Origin of the sequence: Synechococcus sp. L2F, assembly GCF_024345695.1 — a bacterium.
In the GTDB taxonomy this organism is placed as follows: Bacteria; Cyanobacteriota; Cyanobacteriia; order PCC-6307; family Cyanobiaceae; genus MW101C3.
The window spans coordinates 321741-345871 of the sequence record NZ_JAGQBP010000002.1; the positions used below are offsets into that span (position 1 = coordinate 321741).

The window sequence follows — 24131 nt, forward strand, 5'->3', positions numbered from 1 at the left end:
CTCGGCCGGCTCAGGCCAGCCCTGCGTAGAGCCCCTTGAAGCGCGCCTGCTGCTGCTTGTGGTCCACGATCGGTGCGGGGTAACCCCGCCGTTCCAGGGGCGCGATCGCCCCGCTGATCAGATCGGCAGTGGCCACGTGCGCCAGTTCCGGCAGCCAACGGCGGATGTACTGAGCCTCGGGATCGAAGCGGGCCGCCTGGGTGAAGGGATTGAAGATGCGCAGGGGTTTGGGATCCATGCCGCTGCTGGCGCTCCACTGCCAGCCCCCGTTGTTGGCAGCCAGATCCCCATCCACCAGCAGGCGCATGAACTGGCGTTCGCCCCAGCGCCAGTCGCAGATCAGATCCTTCACCAGAAAAGAGGCCACGATCATGCGGCAGCGGTTGTGCATCCAGCCGCTGGTGTTCAGCTGCCGCATCGCCGCATCCACGATCGGCACGCCGGTGAGGCCCGCGCACCAGGCCTCGAAACGGCCCGTGTCGTTCTCCCAGGGAAAGCGGCGCCACTGGGGGCGATAGGGCCCGTCAGCCAGCTCGGGAAAGTGAAACAGGGCCTGTTGGTAGAACTCACGCCAGGCCAGTTCCTGCTCCCACACCGTGATCGCCTGCAGGCCCTCGTCGCTGCGGGCGCGGGGCCGCTGCTGCTGGGCCGCCGCCCAGGCCTGCCGCGGGCTGAGCGTGCCGAACTTGAGGGCCGCACTCAGGCAGGAGGTGCCCGCTTCGCCTGGCAGGTTGCGGCCGGGTTCGTACCGCAGCAGGGCGCCATCGGCGAAAAGGGCCAGCCGATCGGCGGCAGCGGCTTCTCCCGGGCGGCAGGGGCAGAGATCGGCGCCGGCGAAGCCGGCATGGCCAAGGGCAGCGGCGCTGTCGCCGGTCGCAGGCACGGCGTCCAGAAGCGGCAGGCGCGCCCAGAGGGCCTGGCCGCGGCCGGGCAGGGCGGTGGGATCAAGAGCCAGCAGGCCGCTGGGAGCCGCTACCGGCGCCAGCTCCAGCCCGCCAGCACCGGCGGCCGCCGGCCCGGCCGGCTCCAGCCGGCGCCGCCAGGCACGGAAGAACGGCCCGTACACCCGATAGGGAGCGCCACCGCCGGTGAAGAGGCTGTCGGGGGGAACCAGCAGCTGATCCCAGCCCGCCAGCACCTTCAGCCCGTCCTGCTGCAGCGCGGCGGCGACGCGGCGGTCGCGCTCGCGGCCGAAGGGTTCCACATCGCGGTTCCAGGCGACCACCGCCGCGCCGATCGCTAGCGCCAGCTGGGGCAGCAGCTCGGCTGGATCCCCCCGAAGCAGCAGCAGCTGGCTGCCGGCCTCACGCCAGCGCTGCTCCAGCTCCCGCAGGCTTTCCAGCAGAAACCACAGCCGCGCCGGGGCCAGATCGCTCGCCTCCAGCAGGGCCGGATCAAGCACGAACACGCCGGTCACGGCGGGCGTGGCGCGAGCGGCTGCCGCCAGGCCGAGATTGTCGGCCAGCCGCAGGTCACGGCGGTGCCAGAAGAGCCAGCGGGGCGGGGTCATCGCAACCGTTCCTGCACCGCTTCAGCAACCCAGCAGCTGACGGGCGCGGAACCAGGCGGTCACGCTCTTGCCATCCAGGGCCTCATCGCCGCTGGCCAGGGCCGCATCGAGGGCCTGCGGCTCCATCAGCAGCACCTCCATGTCTTCGTCGTCATCGCCAGCGGGCTGCTGCTGCAGGAGCGTGAGGGCGCGGGCCAGGAACAGGTGGATCACCTCATCGGAATAGCCGGGGCAGGGCAACATCAGGCCCAGCGAATCCCAGCGGCTGGCGCTGTAGCCCGCTTCCTCCGCCAGTTCCCGCTGCATCGAAGCCAACGGGTCCTCGCCATCTTCCAGGGTGCCGGCGGGGAATTCAAGGATGCGCCGTTCCACCGCGAAGCGGTACTGGCGCAGGATCACCACCCGGCCGTCGTCAAGCACGGGCACCGCCAGGGACGCGCCAGGGTGGCGGATGATCCCGTAGGTGCCTTCCACGCCTTTGGGCAGCACCACGCGGTTGAGCTCAAAGCGGATCTTGCGGGCATCGAGAGCCCCCACCGTGGCCAGATGAGTGGAGGGCTCAGGGGGCGGCAAGGGGGCCATGCACGGCGCGCTTCGGGCTTCCAGTGTGACCGTCTGCCGCCACGGGCGCGGTGTCGGGCCAGCCCGGTACCCCCGCCAGCGCCAGCGGCGGGGGCTCGGCGCCACAGAGCAGGGCAGCAGCCAGCAGCTCCGCCGCCGTGACCGCCCCGCCAGGCGGGATCAGCAGCGGATCGAGGGCCGCCAGCGGGGCCAGCACGAAGGCCCGCTCGCGCAGGCGCGGGTGGGGCAAGGTGAGCGTGGCGGTGCAGCAGACCTGGCCGCCGCACCAGAGCAGGTCGAGGTCGAGGGTGCGCGGCCCCCAGTGCACCGAGCGCTCACGGCCGAAGGCGGCTTCCAGACGCTGCAACCGCCGCAACAGCTCCTCGGCAGCGGGCCAGGGCGCGTGAGCGGCGGGCGCTGTGGCGGGCAGAGGGCTGTGGTGAACCAGCAGCACAGCATTGAGATAGGGCGGCTGACCAGGCGGTCCCCCCACCGGCGCAGTGCGAAAGAGCGGCGACCAGTGCAGTTGCAGCCCGGCCTCCGGCGCCCCCAGCGGGGAGGTACCGGCCCAGGCCACCAGTTCGGCGGCCAGCAGGGGTCGCACCGCCGCCAGGGTGGCGCCGGGGTCGTCGAGATTGGCCCCGAGCGCGATCGCGAGCGTGCGCTCGAACGGGCCGCACGGCACGCGGGGGATCAGTAGAAGTCCGAGCGGCGGCGCTCCTCCGGCCGCTCCAGCGGGGTGTCGCCGTCGCGGCCGAGCAGCAGATCCCGGGCGCCGTTCACCAGCTGCATGGTGTCGTGGGCGCCGCCGCGATCGGGGTGGTGCTCGGCTGCAGCCAGCTTCCAGGCCCGGTTCACCTCCTCCACGCTGAGGCGGCCGGACAGGGGCAGATGCAGACGCTGGCGGGCCACGATCGCGTCCACATCCGGGTGCTTGCCGAGCGGGCCCCAGTCGGCGCGGCTGAGCCCCTTGCGCCGCTTGTTGCTGCTGCGGGAAGCCTTGGTGGTGGCACCAGCGCCGGTGCCACCACCGAAGCCGCGCGCCGCAGCGGCGCCCGCTTCGGCGGCGTTCCGGCGCGACGCCTTGGATTCACTGGTGCGGCCAGGACGATCGACCCGGGAAAACAACACCATGACGGGGCCGCAGCGATAACAGAAAGAAATGCCAGGCGCGCGGAAACACCGCCCGGCCTCGTTGCAAAAGTGTAGGTTCTGCCGGCCACAAGGCTGTTCGCCCCAGCACCCCCAGCCGCCGCCATGGGTGGCGCAGCACCGTCAGCGAGACTGAACCCCCTTCTCCAGCCTCTGCCCCATGGTCGTCAGCGGGTCCGCTGCCACTCCGGCCGCCGCCGGCGCCGCCGCACGCGCCTTTCCGCTCGCCGCGATCACCGGGCATGGCACCTTGAAGCTGGCCCTGCTGCTGGCGGCGGTGGACCCGGGGCTCGGTGGGGTGGTGATCGCCGGGGGCCGCGGCACCGGCAAGTCGGTGCTGGCCCGCGGGCTGCATGCGCTCCTGCCGCCGATCGACGTGCTCGATCTGGGCGAGGGGGTGAGCAGCCGCAACGTGGATCCCCAGCGGCCCGACGACTGGGATACCGCTATCCATCAGCGCATTACAGCGCGCGGGGGCGATCCCAGCGGCGCCGATCCCACCACCCTGCTTCCCACCCGGGTGATTCCCGCCCCCTTCGTGCAGGTCCCCCTCGGCGTCACCGAAGACCGGCTGCTGGGGGCGGTGGACGTGGCCGCCTCCCTGAGCAGTGGCACGCCGGTGTTCCAGCCGGGGCTGCTGGCGGAGGCCCACCGCGGCGTGCTTTACATCGACGAACTGAACCTGCTCGATGACGGCATCACCAACCTGCTGCTGGCGGCGGTGGGCTCCGGCATCAACCGGATCGAGCGCGAGGGGTTGAGCCTTGTGCACCCCTGCCGCACCCTGCTGATCGCCACCTACAACCCCGAGGAGGGGGCGGTGCGCGATCACCTGCTCGACCGCTTCGCCATCGCCCTGTCGGCCAATCAGCTGGTGAGCACGGAGGAACGGGTGACGATCACCCGCTCAGCCCTCGACCACGGCGAATCCAGCGAGGCGTTCCGCTCCCGCTGGCAGGAGGAGACCGATGCCCTGGCCACCCAGCTGCTGCTGGCCCGCCAGTGGTTGAAGGATGTGGTGATCGAGCGCGAGCAGGTCCGCTATCTGGTCACCGAGGCGATCCGTGGCGGTGTGGAGGGGCACCGGGCCGAGTTGTACGCGGTGCGGGTCGCCCGGGCCCATGCGGCGCTGAGCGGCCGCGACCGGGTGGAGGCCGACGACCTGCAGGTGGCGGTGCGTCTGGTGATCGCCCCGCGGGCCCTGCAGCTGCCGCCGCCCGATCCCGACCAGCCGCTGGAGCCGCCGCCGCCGCCCCAGGCGGAGCAGCAGCCCCAGGAGCCGGAACCGCCCGAACCCCCCGAGGCCAGCGACGACGACGCCCCGGAAGAGGACCCGCCCGAAGACGACGACAGCCCCGACGACCAGGCGCCGCCGTCGATTCCGGAGGAATTCCTGCTCGATCCGGAGGCCACCGCCATCGACCCCGACCTGCTGCTGTTCGCCGCCGCCCGCTCCCGTGGGGGCGGCAGCGGCAAGCGCTCCCTGGTGCAGAGCGAGTCGCGCGGCCGCTACGTGAAGCCGATGCTGCCGCGCGGGCCCGTGCGACGTATTGCCGTGGATGCCACCCTGCGGGCGGCGGCACCGCACCAGAAGAGCCGCCGTGAGCGGGAACCGCACCGCCGCGTGATCGTCGAAGACGGCGACCTGCGCGCCAAGCAACTGCAGCGCAAGGCGGGCGCCCTGGTGATTTTTCTGGTGGACGCCAGCGGCTCGATGGCGCTCAACCGCATGCAGAGCGCCAAGGGTGCCGTGATCCGGCTGCTCACCGAGGCCTACGAAAACCGCGACGAAGTGGCTCTGATCCCATTCCGTGGCGAGCAGGCGGAGGTGCTGCTGCCGCCCACCCGCTCCATCACCGCCGCACGCCGTCGGCTGGAGCAGATGCCCTGCGGCGGCGGCTCACCGCTCGCCCATGGCCTGTCCCAGGCGGCGCGGGTGGGCGCCAATGCACTGTCCAAGGGCGATCTGGGCCAGGTGGTGGTGGTGGCGATCACCGACGGCCGCGGCAACGTACCGCTGAGCCGCTCCCTGGGCCAGCCCCAGCTGGAAGGGGAGGAGCCGGTGGACCTGCGCGAGGAGGTGAAGGGGGTGGCGTCCCGCTACCGCGCCCTCGGCATCAAGCTGCTGGTGATCGACACCGAGCGCAAGTTCATCGGCAGCGGCATGGGCAAGGAGCTGGCGGAGGCGGCCGGCGGCCGCTACGTGCAACTGCCCAAGGCCAGCGACCAGGCGATTGCGGCCATCGCCCTGGAGGCACTGAACGCCCCCTGAGTGCGGGGCGGCGCCGCTGCTCGCCAGCAACGGCTGAAGGCCAACGGCTCAGGGATCGAGCCGGCGGGGAGCCTCTGCCGGTAGCCGGGTGCCACCCGCGGCGCCCTGCCTGCCACCACCGATCGAGCCGCTGCCTGGCTTCTCCGTGCTGACCTTCTCTGGCTTGTCCTTGGCTGCTTTGTCTTTGGCCAGGCCCGTCTGGGCGGGATAAAGCTCATCGAACAACTGGCCCAGGCCGATGGCCAGACTGCGTACCCCATCCATGAAGCGGGGGTCACCGGTGAGCTTGCTCACATCGCCGCCCACCGCATCGATCCGTGCTGTGAGCCTCTCGGCGTTGCTCACCGTGGCCTTGAGCTCGGCCAGAGTGCGGGGGTTGTCGAGGGCGGCCGTGAGGTTGCGCACGTGGCGGCTGGCGGCCGCGGCATCGGCGCTGGCCGTGGTGAGCGACGCAAGCATGGGGTCGGCCTTTCCGGCCACCACGTTGAGCTGGCGGATCAGCACGTCCAATTGAACGGCGATCTTCTGGGATTCTTTGAGGAAGCGGGTCGCCTCCTTGGAGGTGGCATCAAAGCTCTTGGTAGTGCTGGCGATCTCGGGCACCAGGTTCTGCTTTTCGGCCTCGAGCAGCAGGCTCTGCATCAACTCGGTGACGCTGCTCAAGCTGGCGGAGCTGACCCCTTCGAGCGAGGAGCCGTTGCAGACCATGCGGGTGTTGTTGCAGACCTTGTCGCCTGGCCGCGGAGCCGAGGCGGCCAGCGGCGGCCCGGAGCTGATCAACGCCACTTGGGCGTCACCGCCCAGCAGCGAGGCCGACTGCACCTGGGCCACCACCGGCCGCGCCAGCTGCAGACTTGGATCAGTGATCTCCAGTTCGGCTACCACGGCCGATGAGGTGGGCGAGATCCGCCGCACATTGCCCACCTGCACCCCACGGAACACAACCGCGGAGCGGTCGGCCAGGCCGGCGGCATCGGCGAAACGCACCGTCAGCGTCCAATTGCTGCGGCCCAGCGAAACACCCCGCAGCCAGAACCAAAGGCTGAGCCCACCGATCACAGCTCCCAGCAGGGTGAAACCCACCAAGGCCTCGCGGACGCTACGACGCATAGGGTGTCAAAGCTCCGCCGGCTGCATCGGGCCGTTCAGGCTACCGGTACGGAACTGCACGACATAAGGATTGTCGGTGCGGCCGAAGTCTTCGGTGGATCCGCACCATTGGATCTGCCCGTCGTAGAGCATGGCCACCCGCTGGGCCGAGCGCACGATCGTGCTCATCACGTGGCTCACCACCACCGAACAACCGGCCGCCACCTGATTCGCCTTCACGATCAAATCCTCGATGCGGGTGCAGGCCACCGGATCCAGCCCCGCGGTGGGCTCATCAAACAGGAGCAAGGGATGCTGGCCGGAGGCCTTGCTGGGATCATCGATCAGGGCGCGCGCAAAGCTCACTCGTTTCTGCATGCCGCCGCTGAGTTCACCCGGCAGCTGGTCTTCGATGCCGTAGAGGCCCACCGCCTCCAGTGCCCGCTGCACCCGCTGACGGATTTCTGGCTCCGGCAATTTGCTGTGGCGGTAGAGCAGAAAGCCCACGTTCTCCGCCACCGTGAGCGAGGCCAGCAAGGCAGGGTTCTGGAAGACCAGGCGCACATCAGCGGGGCGGCGCTGATCCAGGCGCAGGTAACGCTGTGGAACGCCATGCAGGCGGAAGGTTCCGCTGGTGGGCAACAACAGGCCCGCCAGAATGCGCAGCACGGTGGATTTGCCGGTGCCTGAAGGCCCCACCACCGCCAGCCGTTCCCCCTCCAGCAGGGTGAGGTGGATGCCCTCCAGCACGGTGCGCGAACCCCAGCGCATGGAAATGTCGTGAAGTTCCACCACCGGCACAGCCGACGGCAGAAGGCCAGTGGTGGTGGACGAAAGGGTTGACGACACGGACGACGGTGGTGAGGGCCTGCAGGCGTGAGGAGGAGCCTCGCTGGGTTCTGGTTCGCCGACACCTTTCATCCTTACAGTTCCTACAGCTCCGTGCTGTGGCGTAACGCCCCTTCGGCTTGACTTCCCAGCGCCCTCTCCCGCCACGACGCCTCAGCACACGGTCAGCCCGGCGCCCTGGCTGGATGGGTCGCGGGGATCTGCGCCAGAAAGACCTGATGAGCCGCTCGCGGCGGGCGGTGCGCTGGCTGCAGCCGGGGCTGGTGGTGAAGCGCTGGATGCTCACCTCCGGACTGGGCCTGCTGCTGGCCCTGCTGGGAGCAGCGATCCTGGCCGATCTCAAGCCGATCTACTGGTCACTGGAGTCGCTCAACTGGGTGCTCTCGAACATGACGCGGGTGCTGCCGCGCGGCGTGACCGGCCCGCTCGTGCTGCTGGGTGGCGCCGCCTTGGTGGTGTGGGGCCAGAGCCGCAGCTTCGGCTCGATCCAGCAGGCGCTCGCCCCTGAAAAAGACACCTTGCTGGTGGAGGCGCTGCTGGCCCAGCGCCGGCTGAACCGCGGCCCCAACGTGGTGGCGATCGGCGGTGGCACGGGCCTGGCCACCCTGCTGAGCGGCCTGAAGCGCTACAGCAGCAACATCACCGCGATCGTCACGGTGGCCGATGACGGCGGCAGCAGCGGGGTGCTGCGCCGTGAGTTCGGCGTGCAACCCCCCGGCGACATCCGCAACTGCCTGGCGGCCCTGGCCCGCGAGGAACCGCTGCTGACCCGTCTGTTCCAGTACCGCTTCCGATCGGGCAGTGGGCTGGAGGGGCACAGCTTCGGCAACCTCTTTCTCACGGCGCTCACGGCCATCACCGGCAGCCTCGAATCGGCGATCACCGCCAGCAGCCGCGTGCTGGCGGTGCAGGGCCAGGTGGTGCCGGCCACCAACGCCGATGTGCGCCTCTGGGCGGAGCTCGAGAACGGCGACCGCATCGAGGGAGAATCCCGCATCGGCCATTCCCCCAGCCCGATCGTGCGGCTGGGCTGCACCCCCGAGCGGCCACCTGCGCTGCCGCGCGCCCTGGAGGCGATCGCCAACGCTGAGCTGATCGTGCTTGGGCCCGGCAGCCTCTACACCTCGCTGCTGCCGAATCTGCTGGTGCCGGAGCTGGTGCAGGCGATCAGCCGCAGCAAGGCGCCACGCCTCTACATCTGCAACCTGATGACCCAGCCCGGCGAAACCGACCGGCTGGATGTGGAGGGCCACGTGCGGGCGATCGAGGCCCAGCTGGCCAGCCTGGGGGTGACCCGGCGCCTGTTCACCGCCGTGCTGGCTCAGGAACCGATCCACGATGTAGCCCTAGTGGATCACTACCGCGCCCGCGGCGCCGAGCCCGTGCAGTGTGATGTGCGCAGCCTGCGCGCCAAGGGTTACGAGGTGATGGTCACGGCGCTGCAGGGGGCCCGTCCCACCGGCACCCTGCGCCATGACCCACGCAGCCTCGCCCTGGCGGTGATGCGCTTCTACCGCCGGCACAAAGGCGGCCGACCGGTGCTGGAAACAGTCTGAAAGCGGGCCTGCCGGATTCAGTAAGCGTCCTGCATCTCGTAGAAGTCCGGCTGCACGTAGTCCTTGCGCAGCGGGAAGCCCTTCCAGTCTTCGGGCATCAGCAGCCGCTTGGGATGGGGATGGCCTTCGAACACGATGCCGTACATGTCGTAGGTTTCGCGCTCCTGCCAGTCGGCACCGCGGAAGAGGCGGTAGAGGCTGGGAATGGTGAGGTCGCCGTCGCGGGCGAGGAACACCTTGACCCGCACTTCCTGCGGCTTGCTGTCAGGGGCGGGGCAGGGATCGGCGCCAGCGCCGAGTTTCACCAGGTGATAGAAGCTCACCAGCCGGGCGCCCGGACCTTCGTCATAGCCGCCCTGGCACTGGAGGTAATCGAAGCCATAGGCCTTGAGCGCCGCGGCCACCGCCGGCAGGAACAGGGGCTCCACGGCCAGCATTTCAATGCCGCAGTGATCAGACTCCAGCGGCTGGTGGTCGAAGCCCTGCTGGCTGAGCCACTGGCTCACCGGGCCGATCACCGGTGCGGCGAGGGTGGTGGCGGAGTCGCTGGCGCCGGATGGGGCGCCCTCGGGGGCGGGGGTGGGATCAGGCATCGCTGGAGGCGCTGGCTGTGGGGATCGGTTCGGCCGCAACAACCTCCGATGGAGTGGAGGTGTCGAGGGGAAGAGCGGTGGGATCGGCGAGAGCGGCCACCTGGGTTTCGGCCTTGAGATAGGCCCCGGTGACGATCGGCGCCACCGCTTTCATGGCGTGGCCGATGGTGAGGTAGCGGTGGGTGGGGAGGTTGTTGCCCCGCTCGGCCAGAGCTTCGTTGCCCACCTTCTTGCGCAGCTTGATCACGGCATCGAAGATCGCCTCGGGCCGGGGCGGGCAGCCGGGGATGTAGAGGTCCACCGGAATCAGCTTGTCGACGCCGCGCACTGCCGTGGTGGAGTCGGCGCTGAACATGCCGCCGGTGATCGTGCAGGCGCCCATGGCGATCACGTACTTGGGCTCGGGCATCTGCTCATAGAGCCGCACCAGGGCCGGGGCCATCTTCATGGTCACGGTGCCGGCCGTGATCAGCAGATCAGCCTGGCGGGGGCTGGAGCGGGGCACCAGACCGAAGCGGTCGAAGTCGAAGCGGGAGCCGAGCAGTGCCGCGAACTCGATGAAGCAGCAGGCCGTGCCGTAGAGCAGGGGCCAGAGGCTGCTGAGCCGTGCCCAGTTGTGCAGGTCGTCGAGGCTGGTGAGGATCACGTTCTCGGAAAGGTCCGAGGTGATCTGCGGAGCACCGACCGGGTTGCAACTGGACGCCCGCAGATCGCGCAGGGCGTCGATCGAAGGGGTGCTGGAGGCGGAGGTGGGAGTGAGGGTCATGGTGGAAAGGGCGTCAGCTCCACTCGAGGGCGCCCTTGCGCCAGGCGTAGGCGAGGGCAACCACCAGGATGGTGATGAAGATCAGGGCCTCGATGAAGGCGAGCAGGCCGAGCCGGCTGAACGCCACGGCCCAGGGGTACAGAAACACAGTTTCCACGTCGAAGATCACGAAGACCAACGCGAACATGTAATAACGGATGTTGAACTGGATCCAGGCACCGCCGATCGGCTCCATGCCGGATTCATAGGTGAGTCGGCGTTCGCCGTCACGCGACTTCGGCGACACCAGTTTGTTGGTGACCAGGGCCAGGACCGGAACCGCTGCTGAGATCAGCAGAAAGCCCAGGAAGGCGTCGTAGCCAGGTAAGACGAACATCGCGAGGCTGAACCCGGCGCAGAGTCTGGCATCCGCGCCCGTCAAACGGTCGCTGCCGCCAAAGGTGCTGCCGCAACAAGGGCCTGGATAGAGTTTCTTTTCACGGCAGCGGGGCCCAACGCCATGGTCAATGGCCAGGACACTGATCAGGACGTTGGACCAGATCAGGACGTTGGACCAGCCGCTGCGCAGGACGCGCCGCCAGCCGGCGACCAGCCGGTGGGCGAGACGGCGCCCGAGAGCGCCGGCACCGATCCCGACACCCACCGGTTCGAGTGCCGCAGCTGCGGCTTCGTCTACGACCCGGGCGAGGGGGTGCGCAAGCTGGCGATTCCCGCCGGCACGCCCTTCAGCAGCCTTGATCCGGTGGGCTTCCGCTGTCCGGTCTGCCGCAGCCGGGTGGGGGCCTTCAAGGACATCGGCCCCCGCAACAAGCCGAGCGGCTTCGAGGAGAACCTCAGCTACGGCTTCGGGGTGAACACCCTCACCCCCGGCCAGAAAAACGTGCTCATCTTCGGCGGCTTCGCCCTGGCCTTCGCCTTCTTCCTGTCCCTCTATTCCCTGCGTTGACCCCCGTGAAGCGCCTGTTCTCTCCCCTGCTGGCCGTGCTGATCACGCTCGGCCTCAGCTTCGGCCTCGGCGGCTGCGTCACCACCGGCCTGCCCGTGGCCGCCACCAGCCCCTGGCAGCCCGTGGCGCTGTCCACCAGCGCCAACCCTCTCGATGTGGCCTTCACCGATGCCAAGCACGGCTTCCTGGTGGGCAGCAACCGGCTGATCCTCGAAACCGACAACGGCGGGGCCAGCTGGGAGGAGCGCTCCCTTGATCTGCCCGATGGGGAGAACTTCCGTCTGATCAGCATCGACTTCAGCGGAGCCGAGGGCTGGATCGTGGGCCAACCGGGCCTGCTGTTGCATACCGCTGATGCCGGCAGGAGCTGGGAACGCCTGCTGCTCGACACCAAGCTGCCTGGCGATCCCTATACCGTCACCGCCACCGGTCGGGGCAGTGCGGAGCTGGCCACCACCGTGGGGGCGATCTACAGCACCGGCGATGCGGGCGTCACCTGGCAGGCGGAAGTGAGCGATGCGGCCGGCGCCGTGCGCGACCTGCGCCGGTCCTCCGACGGCCGCTACGTGAGCGTGTCCAGCCTCGGCAACTTCTTCGCCACCTGGGAGCCGGGCCAGGCGGTCTGGCAGCCCCACCAGCGGGTGAGCAGCCAGCGCCTTCAGAGCATGGGCTTCCAACCCGACGGCCACCTCTGGATGGTCACCCGGGGCGCCCAGCTGCGCTTCAACGACGATGCCACCGATCCGGAGGCCTGGAGCAAGCCGGTGATCCCGATCACCAACGGCTTCGGCTACCTCGACATGGCCTGGGGGCCGAATGGTGACGTGTGGACAGGCGGCGGCAGCGGCACCCTGCTGGTAAGCCACGACGGCGGCAGCCACTGGGAGCGCGATCCGGTGGGCGCCGTCCAGCCCACGAACTTCACCCGGATCAGCTTCACCAGCGACGGCAAGGGCTTCGTGCTGGGCGAACGGGGCAACCTGCTGCGCTGGGTGGGCTAGGGCCAGCCGGCCCAACTGCATCCCTGTGTAACCAACCGCCGCTCCGCCTCTCGCCGGTCACAGCCCGACCCTTAAGATTCCGTAGCTGATTTGCCCGCTGCTATGGCTGCCGGCTCCACCGGGGAACGCCCGTTCTTCGAGATCATTACGAGCATCCGCTACTGGGTCATCCACGCCGTCACCTTGCCGGCGATCTTCCTGGCCGGATTCCTCTTCGTCTCCACTGGCTTGGCGTACGACGCCTTCGGAACGCCTCGCCCCGATGCCTACTTCCAACCCCAGGAAGCCAAGGCACCGGTGGTGAGCCAGCGTTACGAGGGCAAGAGCCAGCTTGACCTGCGCCTCAAGTAACGCCATGACCCAGTCTTCTGTCTCCACCACGCCACGCAACTACCCCATCTTCACGGTGCGGTGGTTGTCGGTTCATGCGCTGGGCATCCCCACGGTTTTCTTCCTGGGAGCCCTGGCGGCCATGCAATTCGTCCGCCGCTGATTTCCGCCATGCAGCGCAATCCCAACCCGAACAATCTGCCGGTCGAACTCAACCGCACCAGCCTTTATCTGGGCCTGCTGTTTGTGTTCGTCATCGGCGTTCTGTTCACCAGCTACTTCTTCAACTGATCGGGAGATTCAGCCATGAGCGGCAAGAAATCCGCACTACCTGACGGTCGCATTCCCGATCGCCTGCCTGACGGCCGACCGGCCGTGGCCTGGAAGAGCCGCTGGACCGAAGGGGTTCTTCCCCTCTGGTTGGTGGCCACCGCCGGCGGTATCGCCGTGATCTTCGTGGTCGGCCTGTTCTTCTACGGCTCCTATGTGGGTGTGGGTTCGGCCTGATTCCCCCTGCTCGGCTTCAAGCTTCGCGGGCCCGAGGGCCCGCTTTTTTTGTTCTGCTTTTCCTTCCTGCGCCTTTCTTTGGGCGGCTCCAGCGGAACCGCTCAGGCCTGGTAGTAGCTGCGGTACCAGTGGGCGAAGCGGGCCACACCCTCTGTGATCGGGGTGTGGGGCGCAAAGCCCACCCAAGCCTCGAGGGCGGCGGTGTCGGCAGCGGTGGCCTCCACGTCTCCAGGCTGCATCGGCTCCAGGCTCTGGATCGCCGGGGTGCCGAGTGCCGCCTCCATCACCCCGATGAACTCGAGCAGAGGCGTGGGCTGGCTGTTGCCGATGTTGAACACCCGGTGGGGCACCGCCGCGGTGGCGGGATTGGGGGCCAGTGGGTCGAAGAGCGGATCGGCGGTGGCCGGTTTATCGAGGCAGCGCACCACCCCCTCAACGATGTCGTCGATGTAGGTGAAATCCCGCTGCATGCGGCCGTGGTTGAACACCCGGATCGGCTCGCCGGCCAGGATGGCGCGGGCGAACAGCATCGGGGCCATGTCCGGCCGGCCCCAGGGGCCATAGACGGTGAAAAAGCGCAGACCGGTGGCGGGCAGCCCATAGAGGTGGCTGTAGGTGTGCGCCATGAGCTCGTTGGCCTTCTTGGTGGCCGCGTACAGGCTCACCGGATGGTTGACCGCGTCCTGCTCGCCGAAGGGCATGCGGCGGTTGCCGCCATACACGGAGCTGCTGGAGGCATACACAAGGTGGCCGGCGCCGTGATGGCGGCACCCCTCCAGGATGTGGCCGAACCCCACCAGGTTGCTCTGGATGTAGGCGGCGGGGTTCTCCAGCGAGTAGCGCACCCCCGCCTGGGCGGCCAGATGCACCACCCGTGCGGGGCGCTCGGCCGCGAACAGCGCCGCCATGGCCTCCCCATTCTCCAGATCCAGGCGGTGAAAACGGAAGCCATCGCTGCGCTCAAGCCGGGCCAGCCGTGCCTGCTTGAGGGCCGGGTCGTAGTAGCTGTTGAGGTTGTCGAGGCCGATCACCCGTTCGCCACGGGCCAGCAGGCGCTCGCAGAGCGCCGCGCCGATGAACCCGGCAGCGCCAGTCACGAGGATGGGTCCAGCTGGAGGCAACACGGGTGACGCCATGGTTCAGGGGGTGGGTCCGGTGCGCTGGTGCCACGCCCAGGCGTGGGCGATGATCTCGCGCAGATCCGGGTAACGGGGCTCCCAGCCCAGCACCTGCCGGGCCTTCTGCGCGCTGGCCACCAGGGTCGGCGGATCGCCAGGCCGGCGCGGCGCCACCACGGCGGTGAGCGGGCGTTGCGTGACCTCCTGGGCCGCGGTGAGCACCTCCTGGACCGAAAAGGCCGTGCCCGTGCCGAGGTTGAAGATCAACGGCTCAACCGGCTGGTGCGCCCCGCCGGCCAGAAGATGCTCAAGGCCCAGCACATGGGCGTCGGCCAGATCACTGACGTGGATGTAATCCCGCAGGCAGGTGCCATCGGGGGTGGGGTAATCGGTGCCGAAGATCTTGATGCTCTCGCGCCGGCCGGAAATCGCATCGAGCACCAGCGGGATCAGGTGGGTTTCGGGGTCGTGGTCTTCGCCGAGGTCACCGTGCGGATCAGCGCCGGCCGCATTGAAATAGCGGAAGATCACGCTGGGCAGCCCATAGGCGGCCGCGAAATCTGCCAGCATCTGCTCCACCATCCACTTGCTGCGTCCATAGGAATTGATCGGCCGCTGGGGGGTGTCCTCTGTGATCGGCACCGTCTCCGGGCTGCCATACGTTGCGCAGGTGGAGGAGAACACGATCGGAATGGCGGGCCCTTGGCCGGTGCGCACCGGCTCCACGAGCGCTTCGAGCAAGGTGAGGGTGTCGCCGAGATTGTTGCGGTAATACTTGGCAGGATCCAGAACCGATTCGCCCACATAGGCATAGGCGGCGAAATGCAGCACAGCACGCACTGGCACACCGCCGCAGGCGGGATGGCGGCCGCTGAGCAAGGCCTCAATCAAGGCACGATCGCCCACCTGGCCCTGCACCAGCGGCACTCGCAGCACCTCTTCCACGATGGAACGGTGCCCATACACGAGGTTGTCGAGCACCACAGGCCGGTGGCCCGCCTGCTGCAGGGCACGCACCGTATGGCTGCCGATGTAGCCAGCCCCTCCAGTCACAAGCAGGGTCATGAATCGAGCCCCAGGCTGCGGCGAAAGTAGGCGATCGTGGGGTCCAACCCCTCTTCCAAGGACACCTTGGGTTCCCAGCCCAGTTCGCGACGGGCCAGGTCGATCACCGGCTGGCGTTGGAGCGGGTCATCCTGCGGCAGCGGCAGATAGACAAAGGGCAGCGATGGGTTGATGCGAGCGCGCACCAGATCAGCCAGCTGGCGGATGGTGAATTCACCTGGATTGCCGATGTTGATCGGTCCATTATGGTTCGCGTTCATTAAGCGAATCAATCCTTCCACAAGATCATCGACATAGCAGAAGCTGCGGGTCTGGCTTCCGTCGCCGTACAGGGTAAGGGGTTGACCGCGCAAGGCCTGGACCACGAAGTTACTCACCACACGGCCATCATCAGAAAACATGCGCGGTCCGTAGGTGTTGAAGATGCGCGCCACGCGAATCTCCGTGCCATGCATTCGGTGGTAATCGAAGCAGAGCGCCTCGGCAATGCGCTTGCCTTCGTCGTAACAGGAACGGATGCCGGTGGTGTTCACGCAACCGCGATAACTCTCGGGCTGTGGATGCACTTCCGGATCGCCATACACCTCGCTGGTGCTGGCCATCAGCAAGCGGGCTCCGACCCGGCGGGCCAGACCCAGCATGTTGTAGGTGCCGAGAAAACTCGTCTTGGCGGTCTTGATCGGGTTGGCCTGGTAGTACCGCGGCGAAGCGGGGCAAGCCAGGTGCCAGATCCGGTCAACCTCCAGCAGGATCGGCTCGGTCACGTCATGGCGAATCAGCTCGAAGCTGGGATGCCCGATCCAGCGGGCGACGTTGACCTTGGTGCCAGTGAAGTAGTTGTCGAGGCAGATCACCTCCTCGCCAGCCTCCATCAACCGGTCCACCAGGGTGGAACCGAGAAAGCCGGCGCCACCGGTCACCAGGTTGCGCCTTGAAGCCACAGGTGCCGTCACTACTCAGCCCTTGCCCACGGACCACACTTGCAGACCAGCCTGACGTGCCGCTGCGGTGTCGGTGATGTCACGCACGTCGAACAGCCAGGCCGGCCGTCGCATTGCGGCGGCGATCGCCTGCCAGTCAAGCGTGCGGTAAGCGCCCCATTCGGTGAGCACGATCACCGCATCGGCGCCCGTCACGGCCTCCAGCGGGGTTTCCGCCCGCTGCCACTTGCCGTCATCGACAAAGTCACGCTCACAGGTATCGGGTGGGCGGCCCAGATCGGCGCTGATCTGGGTGGTGGCCACCTTGGGGTCGTGAATCACCAGGTGAGCCCCTTCCTCAAGCAGACCACGGCAGATCGCAATGGCCGGTGACTCGCGGGTGTCGTTGGTGTCGGCCTTGAAGGCGAAACCCAGCACCGCCAGGCGCTTGCCGCTCACGGTGCCGAACAGCCGGCTCACCACAAGTCGGGCAATGCGCTGCTGCTGCCAGCTGTTGAAAACCACCACCTGCTCCCAGTAGCTGGCAGCGTCGTCGAGGCCGTAATGGCGGCAGAGGTAGACGAGGTTGAGAATGTCCTTCTGGAAGCAACTGCCGCCGAAGCCGGGGCCCGCGGCGAGAAACTTCATGCCGATGCGCGAGTCGCTGCCGATTGCCCGCGCCACTTCGGTGATGTCAGCGCCAGTGGCCTCGCACAGCGCACCCACGGCGTTGATCGAAGAGATGCGCTGGGCCAGGAAGGCGTTGGCGGTGAGCTTGGAGAGCTCGCTGCTCCACAGGTTGGTGTGCAGGATGCGCTCCGGGTCCACCCAATGGCCATAGATGGCCGACAGCGCGGCGATCGCCGCAGGGTCTTCGCCACCGATCAGCACCCGGTCGGGATGCTCAAGATCGCGAATGGCGGTGCCCTCTGCCAGGAATTCCGGATTGGAGAGCACCGAGAAGGTTTTCGCCTCCACGCCGGACTCGCCGCCCGGACTGGCACCGCCGGCCAGGCTCTGGGATCCCATCAGGATCTGCTTGATCGTTTCGGCCGTGCGCACCGGCAGGGTGCTTTTCTCCACCACGATCGTGTGGCCCGTGGCCTGCGCCGCCACCTGGCGGGCCGAAGCTTCGATCCAGCGCAGGTCGGAGGCCTGCCCCGCTCCCAGACCGCGGGTCTTGGTGGGGGTGTTCACCGAGAGGAACACCATGTCGGCGCTGGCGATGGCGTCATCCACCTCGGTGGTGAAGTGCAGATTGCGACCGCGGCAGCGGCCCACCACCTCCGCCAGTCCCGGCTCATAGACCGGCAGGTTGGCGAGATCCGGGTCGTTCCAGGCGGCGATCCTGGCGGCGTTGAGGTCCACCAGGGTGACCTGGAGGTGCGGGCAGCGATCGGCAATCACCGCCATCGTCGGCCCGCCGACATAGCCGGCACCGATGCAGCAGATGGAGCGAACCTCGGGCGGATGCACTACGTCCAACGGCTCACCCTGAATCCATTCATCCTGTTCCGGAAATTATCCCCGCTGGCCGGGCCTCTTGCCGTTGCGGAGTCAACTTGCTGATCCGGTCGCTCTGGTGTTCAGGTCGACGGGGTGATCCGGGCCGGCGGGCACTGGTGAACCAGCTGATCCAGTCAGCCGGCGGATCCGGCGAGCTGGGCAAGAACGGCCGACGGGCTGAGCCGCTGCTCGGCGCCGCCGCCCAGCAGATTCTTGAGCAGCACCAGGCCCTGTTCCGCTTCGCTTTCGCCGATCACCACCGCCCAGGGGGCGCCGGAGCGGTCGGCGCGCTTGAGCTGGCGCGCGAAGGCGGCACCGGAGAGATCCAGCTCCGCTGCCTGGCCCCGGCGCCGCAGCTGCGTGGCGAGATCGAGCGCCATCGCTTCCGCCAGGGGCCCGCGGCTCACCACGTACACCGCCGGCACCGGCGCCGCGGCGCCGGTCGCACCGGCACGCTCCAGCAGCACGACCAGCCGCTCCATGCCGATCGCCCAGCCGATCGCCGCTGTGGCCGGCCCGCCCAGCTGCTCCACCAGCCCGTCGTAGCGGCCGCCGCCACAGACGGTGGCCTGGGCACCCAGCTGATCGCTGGTGATCTCGAACGCCGTGTGGGCGTAGTAGTCGAGCCCGCGCACCAGGCGGGGGTTGAGCTGGTAAGGAATCGCGAGGCGATCGAGCAGCTCGCGCACCTGCTCGAAGCGCTGGCGGCTCGCCGCGCTGAGGTGGTCGATCAGCAGCGGCGCGTCCGCCAGGACGGCCTGGGTGGCCGGGTTCTTGCTGTCGAGGATGCGCAGTGGGTTGGTGGCGATGCGCTCGCACGCCTCCGGGTCGAGCTGCTCGCGCCGCTGCTCCAGCCAGCCCACCAGCGCCTGCCGGTACGCCGCCCGGTCGCTGGCATCGCCCAGGGAGTTGAGCTCCAGCGCCAGGCCGCTGACGCCCAGGGCGGTGAGCAGATCCCAGGCGATCGCGATCGCTTCGGCATCGCTACGGGGATCGGCGGCACCGAGAAACTCCAGGCCGATCTGGTGGAACTGGCGCTGACGCCCGGCCTGGGGCCGTTCGTAGCGGAACATCGGGCCGCCGTACCAGAGCCGCTGCGGGCCCTGGCTGAGCAGGCCGTGCTCCAGCACCGCCCGCACCACCGAGGCGGTGCCTTCCGGCCGCAGCGTGCAGCGGCGCTGACCCCGGTCTTCGAAGCTGTACATCTCCTTGCCCACCACATCGGTGGCCTCGCCGATGCCCCGGGCGAACAGCTCGGTGACCTCCAGCAGCGGCGTGCGGATCTCACTCAGCCCGGCACGGCGGAAGTGATCGCGGGCCACCGCCTCCACGTGCTGCCAGACCGGCAGCTGCGCCGGCAGCAGATCCACCATGCCGCGCAGGCTCTGCAGTTTCTCCACGCCCATGTCCAGGTCTGGGGACAGTTTGCGGGATCGCCGCTCAGCGCACCCCCAGCCACTTGTGGCTCTGCAGGCTGAGCCGCCAGTCGGGACTGGCGCGCACGAACTCCAAGGCCAGCGCCCGCCCCTGGCTGCTCTGCCAACCGGGTTGCAGCAGCAGCTGGGGCGGAGCCGTGTGCCGCTCCTGCCGGGCCGCCGCGGCCATGGCGGTGGCGAAGGCGAGGTCGTCGGGCTCGTGCACCACCACCTTGAGCTCGTCGCAGCAGCTGAGCAGCTCCTGCAGCGGCGGCCGGTGGCGTTTGGGCGAGAGGGTGATCCAGTCGAAATGGCCGCTGAGGTGATCGACACCGCTGGTTTCCAGGTGCAGGGGCAGCGGCGGATCCACGGCGCCGCGCAGCTGGGCGCACAGGGCCGTGAGGTCGTGGTGCAGCGGTTCTCCGCCGGTGATCACCACGAAGGCCGCCCCGGCTGCCGCCGCCGCCGTCAGCTCCGCCGCCAGCGCCGCCAGGGGCCGCAGCGGATGGGCCTGCTGCGGCCAGGAGCCCTTGGTGTCACACCAGTGACAACCCACCGTGCAGCCCGCCAGCCGCAGGAAGAACGCACTGCGACCAGCGTGGCTTCCTTCCCCCTGGATCGAGTGGAAGGTTTCCACCACCGGCAGGGCAGCGGACGCCGGCGGAGTCATGGCCACGGGCAGGGCAAGGCTCAACGGGAAAGGCTCAGGAGAACAGACTCAAGGGGAAACGGGCAGACCGGCAACTGGGTCGGGCTGGGAACGCTCCAGGGCGGCAAGAGCCGCCTCGCTGGCCGCGGCCTCACTGGCGCTGCCGGCGGCATGGCGCAACTGGGCCGCTTCCACGAGGCCACGGAAGAGCGGATGGGGGCGGCCGGGCCGGGAGAGGAACTCGGGGTGGAACTGGCAGGCGGTGAAGAACGGGTGGCCTTCCAGCTCGATCAGCTCCACGAGGCGGCCATCAGGCGAGGTGCCGCTGATGCGGAAGTTGGAGTCGAGGAACAGATTGCGGTAGGCGTTGTTGAACTCGTAGCGGTGGCGGTGCCGCTCGTACACCACCGCTTCGCCATAGAGCCGTTCGGCCATGGTGCCGGGCTGCAGGCGGCAGGGATAGACGCCGAGGCGCATGGTGCCGCCCAGGTCGACCACGTCCTGCTGTTCGGGCAGCAGGTGGATGACGGGATGGGCTGCATCGGCATCGATCTCGGCGCTGGTAGCCCCTTCCAGGCCCGCCAGGTGGCGCGCCCACTCGATCACGGCGCACTGCATGCCCAGGCACAGCCCGAGGAACGGCACGCGCTGCTCTCGCGCCCAGCGGATCGCCGCCACCTTGCCATCGACGCCGCGGTTACCGAAGCCGCCGGGCACCACCACCGCATCCATTCCCTGCAGCAGCGCATCGGCCCCTTCGGTTTCGATCTGCTCGGCGCTCACCCAGTGCAGATCGAGGGAGGCGTCCTGCTCCAGGCAGGCGTGACGCAGCGCCTCCACCACCGAGAGATAGGCATCGTTGAGCTGCACGTACTTGCCCACCAGGGCCACCTTCACCGGTGGGCCGGGGTTGCGCAGCTTGCGCACCAGTTCCTCCCAGCGGGCCATGTCGCTGCTGTGGTCGTCGAGGCCGAGCACATCGAGCACTTCGCGGCAGAGCCCCTCGCGCTCCATCGCCAGCGGCACCGCGTAGATGCTGTCGGCATCCAGGGCTTCGATCACCGCGTGGGTGGACACACCGCAGAAGCCGCCGATCTTGGCCTTGAGCTCCTCGGTGATCGGCCGGTCGCTGCGGCACACCAGCAGATCGGGCTGGATGCCGATCGAGCGCAGCTCCTTCACCGAGTGCTGGGTGGGCTTGGTCTTGAGTTCGCCGGAGGTGCCGATGTAGGGCAGCAGGGTGACGTGCACGTAGGCCAGGTCGTGGCGGCCCACATCGCCACGGAACTCGCGGATGGCCTCCAGAAAGGGCAGCGATTCGATGTCGCCCACGGTGCCGCCGATCTCTGTGATCACCACATCCACGCCGCTGTCGGCGGCCAGCCGGTGGATGCGTTCGCGGATCTCCCGGGTGATGTGCGGAATCACCTGGACGGTGCCGCCTTCGTAGTCGCCGCGGCGCTCCTTGTTGATCACCGCCTGGTAGATGGAGCCGGTGGTCACGCTGTTGAGGCGTGACATGGCGGTGTCGGTGAAGCGCTCGTAGTGGCCCAGGTCAAGGTCGGTCTCAGCGCCGTCCTGGGTGACGAACACTTCGCCGTGCTGGTACGGGCTCATCGTGCCCGGATCCACGTTCAGGTAGGGGTCGAGCTTGAGGATCGAAACGCTGTAGCCACGGGATTTGAGCAGTCGCCCGAGGCTGGCCGCCACGATGCCCTTGCCGATGCTCGACACCACCCCGCCGGTCACGAACACGAACTTCGCCATGGGGGTGGAGCAGGCACTGGCGGACACATCAATCTATCGAGCGTCCTCCGCCCGCACTGAAGCCGCCGCCACCAGGCCCGCTGCGCGGGCAACACGGCCTGCGCCACCACCGCGAGACTCAGCCCTCCAGCAGGCTGCGCAGCATCCACGCGGTTTTCTCGTGGATCTGCAGGCGCTGGGTCAGCAGGTCGGCGGTGGGTTGGTCGTTGGCCTCATCAGCCACGGTGAACACCGAGCGGATCGTGCGAGCCACCGCTTCGTGGCCCTCCACCAGCTCGCGCACCATGGCGAGGGCGGCGGGCACACCTTCGGTTTCGGGGATCGAGGAGAGGCCCGCATAGGTAGTGCCGCCGTAGGGGGCCGGGCAACCGAGGGCACGGATCCGCTCGGCGATCAGGTCGAGGGCCGTCCACAACTCCGTGTACTGGTCCATGAACATCAGATGGAGCGTGTTGAACATCGGCCCGGTGACGTTCCAGTGGAAGCCGTGGGTCTTGGCGTAGAGCACGTAGGAATCGGCCAGCACGTTGCCGAGGCCAGCGGCGATCTGCAGCCGCTGGCTCTCAGGAATGCCGATGTCGATCGGAGGAGCGGTGACGGCCATGGGGGCGTTCGGGGGAGAGGTGGGAACCTCGTTCTAGCCGTGGGGATACGGCCTGCGGCAACAACGCCACAGCCCGTGGGAAACATTGGCGGCCGCTGCTGCGGGCTCAGCCCTCCTCCGCCACCCAGGTGCTGGCCACATGCAGCTCGTCCAGCTGCTTCATGGACACATCGGCCGGGGCCTGGGTGAGCAGGCAACGGGCCTGCTGCGTCTTGGGGAAGGCGATCGTGTCGCGGATCGACTCCTCACCCGCCAGCAGCATCACCATGCGATCGAGACCGAAGGCGATGCCGCCGTGGGGCGGGGCGCCCATGTCGAGCGCTTCGATCAGGAAGCCGAACTGCCGCTCGGCCTCTTCCAGCGGCAGGCCGATCGTCTGCAGCACCTGTTTCTGCAGGGCGGCGTCGTGGATGCGCAACGAACCACCCCCCAGTTCCAGGCCGTTGAGCACCAGGTCGTAGGCCTGGGCGCGGGCGGTGGGCAGGGCCGTGGGCCAGGCGGCCGGATCGGCGCCGAGATCGGTGGCATTGGGCGCGCAGAAGGGATGGTGCAGAGCCTCAAGCCGGTTCTCCTCGGCGTTGAACTCGAACATCGGGAAATCCACCACCCAGAGGAAGTTCCAGGCGCCGCCGGCGCCGCTGGCGGGCACCAGACCCAGCTCACGGGCCAGGAACTGGCGCACCCGGTCGAGCGCCTTGTTCACTGTGGCGGTGTCGCCGGCACCGAACAGCAGCAGGGTGCCGGGCTCCGCGCCGGTGCGGCGCAGCAGCTCGGCCTTGCCCTCGGCGCTCAGGTTGTCCTTGATGGCGCCGATGCTGTCGATCTCGCCCCCCTCCCGCACGCGGATGAAGGCCAGGCCCCCGGCGCCGGCGGTGGTGGCTTCAGAGAACACGTCGCCGCCGGGCTTGATGCGCACGTTGCTGATCGCGTCGTTGCCGCCGGGGATCGCGATGCATTTCACCGCTCCACCGGCGGCCACGGCGCCGGAGAACACCTTGAAGCCGCTGGTGGCCACGATGTCGCTCACGTTGGTGAGCTCCAGGCCATAGCGGGTGTCGGGCCGGTCGGTGCCGTAGCGGTCCATCGCCTCCTGCCAGGTGAGCCGGGGGAAGGGGCTGGGCAGCTCGATGCCCTTGACGGCGCGCCAGATCGTGGCGATCAACCGTTCGTTGAGCTGCAGGATCTGCTCCTGCTCCATGAAGCTCACCTCGATGTCGAGCTGGGTGAACTCCGGCTGGCGGTCGGCGCGCAGGTCTTCGTCGCGGAAGCAGCGGGCCACCTGGTAGTAGCGCTCGATGCCACCCACCATCAGCAGCTGCTTGAACAGTTGGGGCGACTGGGGCAGGGCGAACCACTCCCCGCCGCACACCCGGCTCGGCACCAGGTAGTCACGGGCACCCTCAGGGGTGGAGCGGGTGAGCACGGGCGTTTCCACCTCGATGAAGCCCTCGGCCTCGAGGAAGCGGCGGGCCGCCTGGATGGTCTGGGCGCGCAGGCGCAGGTTGCCGTTCATGCGCTCGCGGCGCAGATCCAGATAGCGGTGGCGCAGGCGCAGTTCCTCCCGCACCGGCGTGTCGTCGTGCACCGACACCGGGAAGGGCAGATTGCCCCGCACCTCGTTGAGCACCTCGATCGCGCTGGCCAGCACCTCGACGGCGCCGGTGGCGAGCCGCTCGTTGCGGGAGTCGGCGGGACGATCGCGCACTGTGCCCGACACCTTCAGCACGGTTTCGTTGCGCAGCCGCTCGGCCACGGCGAACGCGGCGGGGGAAAGATCGGGATCCACCGTGATCTGCACGGTGCCGCTGCGGTCGCGCAGATCGATGAAGATCACACCGCCGTGATCACGCCGCCGGTCCACCCAGCCGCACAGCGACACGGCCTGGCCCGTGGCATCGCTGCGCAGGTCGCCGCATCCGTGGCTGCGCATGGGGGAAATCGAGGGGAAGGGCGAG

General features: G+C 68.5%; 26 protein-coding genes. 8 read left to right on the plus strand and 18 right to left on the minus strand.

What is annotated here, in order from left to right:
* Positions 1 to 10: 10 nt before the first annotated feature.
* Genes KBZ19_RS06500 through KBZ19_RS06515 form a run of 4 tightly spaced genes read right to left on the minus strand, consistent with a single transcriptional unit; the run spans position 11 to position 3205 of the window.
* Positions 11 to 1510 (minus strand): FAD-binding domain-containing protein, encoded by a 1500-nt coding sequence (locus tag KBZ19_RS06500; RefSeq protein WP_255100306.1) that lies wholly within the window; start codon positions 1508 to 1510, stop codon positions 11 to 13.
* Positions 1511 to 1531: 21 nt separating this feature from the next.
* Complete coding sequence (locus KBZ19_RS06505; RefSeq protein WP_255100307.1) at positions 1532 to 2092, minus strand: NUDIX domain-containing protein; 561 nt, start codon at positions 2090 to 2092, stop codon at positions 1532 to 1534.
* The gene (gene folK, locus KBZ19_RS06510) at positions 2070 to 2756 is read right to left on the minus strand and encodes a 2-amino-4-hydroxy-6-hydroxymethyldihydropteridine diphosphokinase (RefSeq protein WP_255100308.1); all 687 of its coding nucleotides are present in this window, start codon (positions 2754 to 2756) and stop codon (positions 2070 to 2072) included. Before folK ends, KBZ19_RS06505 begins: the two co-directional genes overlap by 23 nt.
* A gap of 8 nt (positions 2757 to 2764) precedes the next feature.
* Positions 2765 to 3205: a hypothetical protein gene (locus tag KBZ19_RS06515; RefSeq protein ID WP_198948321.1), complete on the minus strand. Its 441-nt coding sequence runs from the start codon at positions 3203 to 3205 to the stop codon at positions 2765 to 2767.
* 178 nt (positions 3206 to 3383) lie between these two features.
* Between KBZ19_RS06515 and bchD the strand changes: the two genes are divergently transcribed.
* Positions 3384 to 5495 carry a magnesium chelatase ATPase subunit D gene (bchD, locus tag KBZ19_RS06520; RefSeq protein WP_255100309.1) on the plus strand — a complete coding sequence of 704 codons (2112 nt, stop codon included), beginning with the start codon at positions 3384 to 3386 and terminating at the stop codon, positions 5493 to 5495.
* A 48-nt stretch (positions 5496 to 5543) separates the two neighbouring features.
* On the opposite strand, the gene KBZ19_RS06525 is transcribed toward bchD, so the two are convergent.
* Together KBZ19_RS06525 and KBZ19_RS06530 are read right to left on the minus strand one after the other, a co-directional pair.
* Positions 5544 to 6605, minus strand: a complete 1062-nt coding sequence (locus KBZ19_RS06525; protein WP_255100310.1) for an MlaD family protein — start codon at positions 6603 to 6605, stop codon at positions 5544 to 5546.
* A 6-nt stretch (positions 6606 to 6611) separates the two neighbouring features.
* On the minus strand, positions 6612 to 7355 hold the full coding sequence (locus tag KBZ19_RS06530; RefSeq protein WP_233133129.1) for an ABC transporter ATP-binding protein: 744 nt from the start codon (positions 7353 to 7355) through the stop codon (positions 6612 to 6614).
* A gap of 263 nt (positions 7356 to 7618) precedes the next feature.
* Between KBZ19_RS06530 and yvcK the strand changes: the two genes are divergently transcribed.
* A complete protein-coding gene (yvcK, locus tag KBZ19_RS06535) occupies positions 7619 to 8989 on the plus strand; it encodes a gluconeogenesis factor YvcK family protein (protein ID WP_094514478.1) in 1371 nt (456 codons plus the stop codon).
* A 17-nt stretch (positions 8990 to 9006) separates the two neighbouring features.
* Here the strand turns inward: yvcK and KBZ19_RS06540 are convergent, their stop codons facing one another.
* From KBZ19_RS06540 to KBZ19_RS06550, 3 genes are read right to left on the minus strand one after another with little or no spacing between them, the layout of a single operon-like run.
* Entirely contained in the window at positions 9007 to 9582 is a 576-nt protein-coding gene (locus tag KBZ19_RS06540; protein WP_094514475.1) for an NAD(P)H-quinone oxidoreductase subunit J, read from the minus strand.
* Entirely contained in the window at positions 9575 to 10348 is a 774-nt protein-coding gene (gene nuoB, locus KBZ19_RS06545) for an NADH-quinone oxidoreductase subunit NuoB (protein WP_094514473.1), read from the minus strand. Before nuoB ends, KBZ19_RS06540 begins: the two co-directional genes overlap by 8 nt.
* A gap of 13 nt (positions 10349 to 10361) precedes the next feature.
* On the minus strand, positions 10362 to 10724 hold the full coding sequence (locus KBZ19_RS06550; protein WP_094514471.1) for an NAD(P)H-quinone oxidoreductase subunit 3: 363 nt from the start codon (positions 10722 to 10724) through the stop codon (positions 10362 to 10364).
* A 123-nt stretch (positions 10725 to 10847) separates the two neighbouring features.
* Between KBZ19_RS06550 and KBZ19_RS06555 the strand changes: the two genes are divergently transcribed.
* The 6 genes from KBZ19_RS06555 (at position 10848) to KBZ19_RS06580 (ending at position 13132) form a co-directional block, all read left to right on the plus strand.
* Positions 10848 to 11294: a rubredoxin gene (locus KBZ19_RS06555; protein WP_399220109.1), complete on the plus strand. Its 447-nt coding sequence runs from the start codon at positions 10848 to 10850 to the stop codon at positions 11292 to 11294.
* 5 nt (positions 11295 to 11299) lie between these two features.
* Positions 11300 to 12295 carry a photosynthesis system II assembly factor Ycf48 gene (locus KBZ19_RS06560; protein WP_094514610.1) on the plus strand — a complete coding sequence of 332 codons (996 nt, stop codon included), beginning with the start codon at positions 11300 to 11302 and terminating at the stop codon, positions 12293 to 12295.
* Positions 12296 to 12397: 102 nt separating this feature from the next.
* Positions 12398 to 12646 carry a cytochrome b559 subunit alpha gene (gene psbE / locus KBZ19_RS06565; protein WP_094514466.1) on the plus strand — a complete coding sequence of 83 codons (249 nt, stop codon included), beginning with the start codon at positions 12398 to 12400 and terminating at the stop codon, positions 12644 to 12646.
* 4 nt (positions 12647 to 12650) lie between these two features.
* Positions 12651 to 12788 carry a cytochrome b559 subunit beta gene (gene psbF, locus KBZ19_RS06570; protein ID WP_094514464.1) on the plus strand — a complete coding sequence of 46 codons (138 nt, stop codon included), beginning with the start codon at positions 12651 to 12653 and terminating at the stop codon, positions 12786 to 12788.
* A gap of 8 nt (positions 12789 to 12796) precedes the next feature.
* Positions 12797 to 12916 (plus strand): photosystem II reaction center protein L, encoded by a 120-nt coding sequence (locus KBZ19_RS06575; RefSeq protein ID WP_006173008.1) that lies wholly within the window; start codon positions 12797 to 12799, stop codon positions 12914 to 12916.
* A 15-nt stretch (positions 12917 to 12931) separates the two neighbouring features.
* Positions 12932 to 13132, plus strand: a complete 201-nt coding sequence (locus KBZ19_RS06580; RefSeq protein ID WP_094514462.1) for a photosystem II reaction center protein J — start codon at positions 12932 to 12934, stop codon at positions 13130 to 13132.
* A 101-nt stretch (positions 13133 to 13233) separates the two neighbouring features.
* On the opposite strand, the gene KBZ19_RS06585 is transcribed toward KBZ19_RS06580, so the two are convergent.
* The 9 genes from KBZ19_RS06585 to aspS form a co-directional block, all read right to left on the minus strand.
* On the minus strand, positions 13234 to 14268 hold the full coding sequence (locus tag KBZ19_RS06585; protein ID WP_255100315.1) for an NAD-dependent epimerase: 1035 nt from the start codon (positions 14266 to 14268) through the stop codon (positions 13234 to 13236).
* Between the two features lie 3 nt (positions 14269 to 14271).
* Entirely contained in the window at positions 14272 to 15315 is a 1044-nt protein-coding gene (gene galE, locus KBZ19_RS06590) for a UDP-glucose 4-epimerase GalE (RefSeq protein ID WP_094514458.1), read from the minus strand.
* Positions 15312 to 16268, minus strand: coding sequence for a UDP-glucuronic acid decarboxylase family protein (locus KBZ19_RS06595; RefSeq protein WP_255100317.1), 957 nt, complete (start codon positions 16266 to 16268; stop codon positions 15312 to 15314). Before KBZ19_RS06595 ends, galE begins: the two co-directional genes overlap by 4 nt.
* A 3-nt stretch (positions 16269 to 16271) precedes the next feature.
* Positions 16272 to 17648 carry a nucleotide sugar dehydrogenase gene (locus KBZ19_RS06600; protein WP_399220124.1) on the minus strand — a complete coding sequence of 459 codons (1377 nt, stop codon included), beginning with the start codon at positions 17646 to 17648 and terminating at the stop codon, positions 16272 to 16274.
* A 227-nt stretch (positions 17649 to 17875) separates the two neighbouring features.
* Positions 17876 to 19141 (minus strand): histidine--tRNA ligase, encoded by a 1266-nt coding sequence (hisS, locus tag KBZ19_RS06605; protein WP_255100702.1) that lies wholly within the window; start codon positions 19139 to 19141, stop codon positions 17876 to 17878.
* A 40-nt stretch (positions 19142 to 19181) separates the two neighbouring features.
* Positions 19182 to 19826, minus strand: coding sequence for a 7-carboxy-7-deazaguanine synthase QueE (locus KBZ19_RS06610; RefSeq protein ID WP_255100703.1), 645 nt, complete (start codon positions 19824 to 19826; stop codon positions 19182 to 19184).
* A gap of 48 nt (positions 19827 to 19874) precedes the next feature.
* The gene (locus KBZ19_RS06615) at positions 19875 to 21572 is read right to left on the minus strand and encodes a CTP synthase (RefSeq protein ID WP_255100319.1); all 1698 of its coding nucleotides are present in this window, start codon (positions 21570 to 21572) and stop codon (positions 19875 to 19877) included.
* 118 nt (positions 21573 to 21690) lie between these two features.
* Complete coding sequence (locus KBZ19_RS06620) at positions 21691 to 22176, minus strand: Dps family protein (RefSeq protein ID WP_255100321.1); 486 nt, start codon at positions 22174 to 22176, stop codon at positions 21691 to 21693.
* Between the two features lie 106 nt (positions 22177 to 22282).
* Entirely contained in the window at positions 22283 to 24106 is a 1824-nt protein-coding gene (gene aspS / locus KBZ19_RS06625; protein WP_255100322.1) for an aspartate--tRNA ligase, read from the minus strand.
* Positions 24107 to 24131: the final 25 nt, after the last annotated feature.